The following is a 5,554-nucleotide window of genomic DNA, read 5'->3' on the forward strand; positions in this document are numbered from 1 at the left end:
AAGTCCGGCGGTGTCCTACTCTCCCACAAGGTCCCCCTTGCAGTACCATCGGCGCTGAGAGTCTTAGCTTCCGGGTTCGGAATGTGACCGGGCGTTTCCCTCTCGCTATGGCCGCCGAAACACTGTTGATGTATCAATAGTGAACGTCAAGCTAGCGGTGTTGCTGCTTGTTTGGTTCCCCGACCGTACATCGGGAACCACTCAGTGGACGCGGAGCATCATTGCTTCCCATACGGGCCTTTTAGTCAAACGTGTATGGGAATAGTGATTATCAAGTTGTTGGCTTATTAGTACCGGTCAGCTGCACAGGTCTTTAGTCCCTGCTTCCACATCCGGCCTATCAACCCAGTCGTCTGGCTGGGAGCCTCTCACCCGAGGGTATGGAAGTCTCATCTTGAGGCCGGCTTCCCGCTTAGATGCTTTCAGCGGTTATCCATCCCGAACGTAGCTAATCAGCGGTGCTCCTGGCGGAACAACTGACACACCAGAGGTTCGTCCAACCCGGTCCTCTCGTACTAGGGTCAGATCCTCTCAAACTTCCTACGCGCGCAGCGGATAGGGACCGAACTGTCTCACGACGTTCTAAACCCAGCTCGCGTACCGCTTTAATGGGCGAACAGCCCAACCCTTGGGACCTACTCCAGCCCCAGGATGCGACGAGCCGACATCGAGGTGCCAAACCATGCCGTCGATATGGACTCTTGGGCAAGATCAGCCTGTTATCCCCGAGGTACCTTTTATCCGTTGAGCGACAGCGCTTCCACAAGCCACTGCCGGATCACTAGTCCCGACTTTCGTCCCTGCTCGACCTGTCAGTCTCACAGTCAAGCTCCCTTGTGCACTTACACTCGACACCTGATTGCCAACCAGGTTGAGGGAACCTTTGGGCGCCTCCGTTACTCTTTAGGAGGCAACCGCCCCAGTTAAACTACCCACCAGGCACTGTCCCTGAACCGGATTACGGTTCTAAGTTAGACATCCAGAGTGACCAGAGTGGTATTTCAACAATGACTCCACGAACACTAGCGTGCCCGCTTCACAGTCTCCCACCTATCCTACACAAGCCACACCGAACACCAATACCAAGCTGTAGTAAAGGTCACGGGGTCTTTCCGTCCTGCTGCGCGTAACGAGCATCTTTACTCGTAATGCAATTTCGCCGAGTTCGCGGTTGAGACAGCTGGGAAGTCGTTACGCCATTCGTGCAGGTCGGAACTTACCCGACAAGGAATTTCGCTACCTTAGGATGGTTATAGTTACCACCGCCGTTTACTGGGGCTTAAATTCTGAGCTTCGCCTTGCGGCTGACCCTTCCTCTTAACCTTCCAGCACCGGGCAGGCGTCAGTCCGTATACATCGTCTTGCGACTTGGCACGGACCTGTGTTTTTAGTAAACAGTCGCTTCCCACTGGTCTCTGCGGCCTTCACACGCTTTCGGAGCAAGTCCTAATACGCGTCAGGCCCCCCTTCTCCCGAAGTTACGGGGGCATTTTGCCGAGTTCCTTAACCACGATTCTCTCGATCTCCTTGGTATTCTCTACCTGACCACCTGAGTCGGTTTAGGGTACGGGCGGCTGGAACCTCGCGTCGATGCTTTTCTCGGCAGCATAGGATCACCAACTTCCCCAAACGGGTCCGCATCGTGTCTCAGCCTTCATGAACGACGGATTTGCCTATCGTTCGGCCTACGCACTTGCACCGGGACAACCATCGCCCGGCATCGGCTACCTTCCTGCGTCACACCTGTTAATACGCTAGCCGCACCAGCATAGGGTCGAGCGCTACCTCCCCGGATCTCACCCCGAAGGGATCGAAACAGGGTTTCGGGCTCTTAGCATCACTGGATTGACTGGGGCGGTTCTTCGCCGGTACGGGAATATCAACCCGTTGTCCATCGACTACGCCTGTCGGCCTCGCCTTAGGTCCCGACTTACCCAGGGCGGATTAGCCTGGCCCTGGAACCCTTGGTCTTTCGGAGGACGGGTTTCTCACCCGTCTTTCGCTACTCATGCCTGCATTCTCACTCGTGTGGGCTCCACGGCTGGATCACTCCGCCGCTTCACTGCCCACACGACGCTCTCCTACCCATCAACACGGCTGGACCACGAAGGCCTACCACTAATGTCAATGCCACAACTTCGGTGGCGTGCTTGAGCCCCGTTACATTGTCGGCGCGGAATCACTTGACCAGTGAGCTATTACGCACTCTTTCAAGGGTGGCTGCTTCTAAGCCAACCTCCTGGTTGTCTGTGCAACTCCACATCCTTTCCCACTTAGCACGCGCTTAGGGACCTTAGTTGGTGGTCTGGGTTGTTTCCCTCTCGACGATGAAGCTTATCCCCCACCGTCTCACTGCTGCGCTCTCACTTACCGGCATTCGGAGTTTGGCTGACGTCAGTAACCTTGTAGGGCCCATCGGCCATCCAGTAGCTCTACCTCCGGCAAGAAACACGCAACGCTGCACCTAAATGCATTTCGGAGAGAACCAGCTATCACGAAGTTTGATTGGCCTTTCACCCCTACCCACAGCTCATCCCCTCCATTTTCAACTGAAGTGGGTTCGGTCCTCCACGACGTCTTACCGTCGCTTCAACCTGGCCATGGGTAGATCACTTCGCTTCGGGTCTAGGACATGCGACTAAAAACGCCCTATTCAGACTCGCTTTCGCTACGGCTACCCCACACGGGTTAACCTCGCCACATATCGCTAACTCGCAGGCTCATTCTTCAAAAGGCACGCTGTCACCCCAACAAGGAGGCTCCAACGGTTTGTAAGCAAACGGTTTCAGGTACTATTTCACTCCCCTCCCGGGGTACTTTTCACCTTTCCCTCACGGTACTTGTCCGCTATCGGTCATCTGGGAGTATTTAGGCTTATCAGGTGGTCCTGACAGATTCACACGGGATTTCTCGGGCCCCGTGCTACTTGGGATACTCTCCACGCTGCGTCACACATTTCGGCTACGGGGTTCGCACCCTCTATGACCGGCCATTCAAAACCGTTCGCCTATATCCACGCATCACGTTCACTGCTCGGCAGAACAGAACGGAAAGTCCCACAACCCCGACCATGCAACACCTGCCGGCTATCACACATGATCGGTTTAGCCTCATCCGCGTTCGCTCGCCACTACTAACGGAATCACTGTTGTTTTCTCTTCCTGTGGGTACTGAGATGTTTCACTTCCCCACGTTCCCTCTACCCGCCCTATATATTCAGGCGGGAGTAACCAGGTCACCACAAAGGGCCTGGCCGGGTTTCCCCATTCGGACACCCTCGGATCAAAGTTCGCTTATCAACTCCCCGAGGCTTATCGCAGATTGCTACGTCCTTCTTCGGCTCCAGATGCCAAGGCATCCACCGTTTGCTCTTAGAAACTTGAAATCACATGAGTTAAGAATCGATCAGCCCACCCCAAAAGGTGAGCAGATTGACCAATGATCTACACACCCCCGAAAGGGTGTTGATTAGATCTTGTGAAACAAACCCCAAAGGGCTTGTCTCTAAGATGCTCGCGTCCACTGTGTAGTTCTCAAAATACGGTCGGTACCCTCCCCCACGCCCACCCAACCAGGCAGACCAGAAAAGGGTCCAGAGGTTCAGTCCACACCATCACAGTGCGGCCCGGTCCCTCAGGACCCAACAGCGTGCATGCCCCCACACTCCAGACCCGAAACGTTCCCCACCCCCTAAGGAGCCGTACTAGCTTCGAACCCTTCATCTGAAGGCCTATGTCAATGTTCCACCCATGAGCAACCAGCCGAGAACAGTCGTCCCGGCCTGGCGCCTGGACACCCAAACGGTGCCAGTGCTCCTTAGAAAGGAGGTGATCCAGCCGCACCTTCCGGTACGGCTACCTTGTTACGACTTAGTCCTAATCACCGATCCCACCTTCGACGGCTCCCTCCAAAAAGGTTGGGCCACCGGCTTCGGGTGTTACCGACTTTCATGACTTGACGGGCGGTGTGTACAAGGCCCGGGAACGTATTCACCGCAGCGTTGCTGATCTGCGATTACTAGCGACTCCGACTTCATGAGGTCGAGTTGCAGACCTCAATCCGAACTGAGACCGGCTTTTTGGGATTCGCTCCACCTTACGGTATCGCAGCCCTTTGTACCGGCCATTGTAGCATGCGTGAAGCCCAAGACATAAGGGGCATGATGATTTGACGTCATCCCCACCTTCCTCCGAGTTGACCCCGGCAGTCTCCTATGAGTTCCCACCATAACGTGCTGGCAACATAGAACGAGGGTTGCGCTCGTTGCGGGACTTAACCCAACATCTCACGACACGAGCTGACGACAACCATGCACCACCTGTATACCGACCTTGCGGGGCGACCATCTCTGGCCGTTTCCGGTATATGTCAAGCCTTGGTAAGGTTCTTCGCGTTGCATCGAATTAATCCGCATGCTCCGCCGCTTGTGCGGGCCCCCGTCAATTCCTTTGAGTTTTAGCCTTGCGGCCGTACTCCCCAGGCGGGGCGCTTAATGCGTTAGCTGCGACACGGAAACCGTGGAATGGTCCCCACATCTAGCGCCCAACGTTTACGGCGTGGACTACCAGGGTATCTAATCCTGTTCGCTCCCCACGCTTTCGCTCCTCAGCGTCAGTTACGGCCCAGAGAACTGCCTTCGCCATCGGTGTTCTTCCTGATATCTGCGCATTCCACCGCTACACCAGGAGTTCCATTCTCCCCTACCGCACTCTAGCCTGCCCGTACCCACTGCAGACCCGAGGTTGAGCCTCGGGATTTCACAGCAGACGCGACAGACCGCCTACGAGCTCTTTACGCCCAATAATTCCGGACAACGCTCGCACCCTACGTATTACCGCGGCTGCTGGCACGTAGTTAGCCGGTGCTTTTTCTGCAGGTACCGTCACCCGAAAGCTTCTTCCCTGCTAAAAGAGGTTTACAACCCGAAGGCCGTCATCCCTCACGCGGCGTTGCTGCATCAGGCTTGCGCCCATTGTGCAATATTCCCCACTGCTGCCTCCCGTAGGAGTCTGGGCCGTGTCTCAGTCCCAGTGTGGCCGGTCACCCTCTCAGGCCGGCTACCCGTCGTCGCCTTGGTAAGCCATTACCTCACCAACAAGCTGATAGGCCGCGAGTCCATCCCCCACCGAAAAATCTTTCCACCCCCAACAGATGCCTGTGAAGGTCGTATCCAGTATTAGACGCCGTTTCCAGCGCTTATCCCAGAGTGAAGGGCAGGTTACTCACGTGTTACTCACCCGTTCGCCACTAATCCCCCAGGTGCAAGCACCCAAGTTCATCGTTCGACTTGCATGTGTTAAGCACGCCGCCAGCGTTCGTCCTGAGCCAGGATCAAACTCTCCATAAAAAATGTTTACAAACCCCCCAACCCAAAGGCCAAAAGGAATGCGAGTTCGAACTGACTAGAATCGAATCTCAAACTGACAATCCGAAATATCTAATCCAAAGGAATCCCAACACCAACACCAACCAAAAAGGCCGATGCCAGTGACGAGGATAAATTGGCATATGACATAGTGCACGCTGTTGAGTTCTCAAGGATCGGACACACCCG

General features: G+C 55.3%; 3 rRNA genes. All 3 read right to left on the reverse strand.

Annotated features, from left to right (window positions below):
* Positions 1-2: 2 nt before the first annotated feature.
* Positions 3-119: ribosomal RNA gene (gene rrf / locus ACX9R5_RS18710) — 5S ribosomal RNA — on the reverse strand.
* A 148-nt stretch (positions 120-267) separates the two neighbouring features.
* Positions 268-3,385 (reverse strand): 23S ribosomal RNA (locus ACX9R5_RS18715).
* Between the two features lie 435 nt (positions 3,386-3,820).
* Positions 3,821-5,347 (reverse strand): 16S ribosomal RNA (locus ACX9R5_RS18720).
* The 16S, 23S and 5S rRNA genes sit together here, the layout of an rRNA operon.
* Between the last annotated feature and the right edge of the window lie 207 nt (positions 5,348-5,554).

The organism is Rathayibacter sp. CAU 1779 (genome assembly GCF_054551755.1).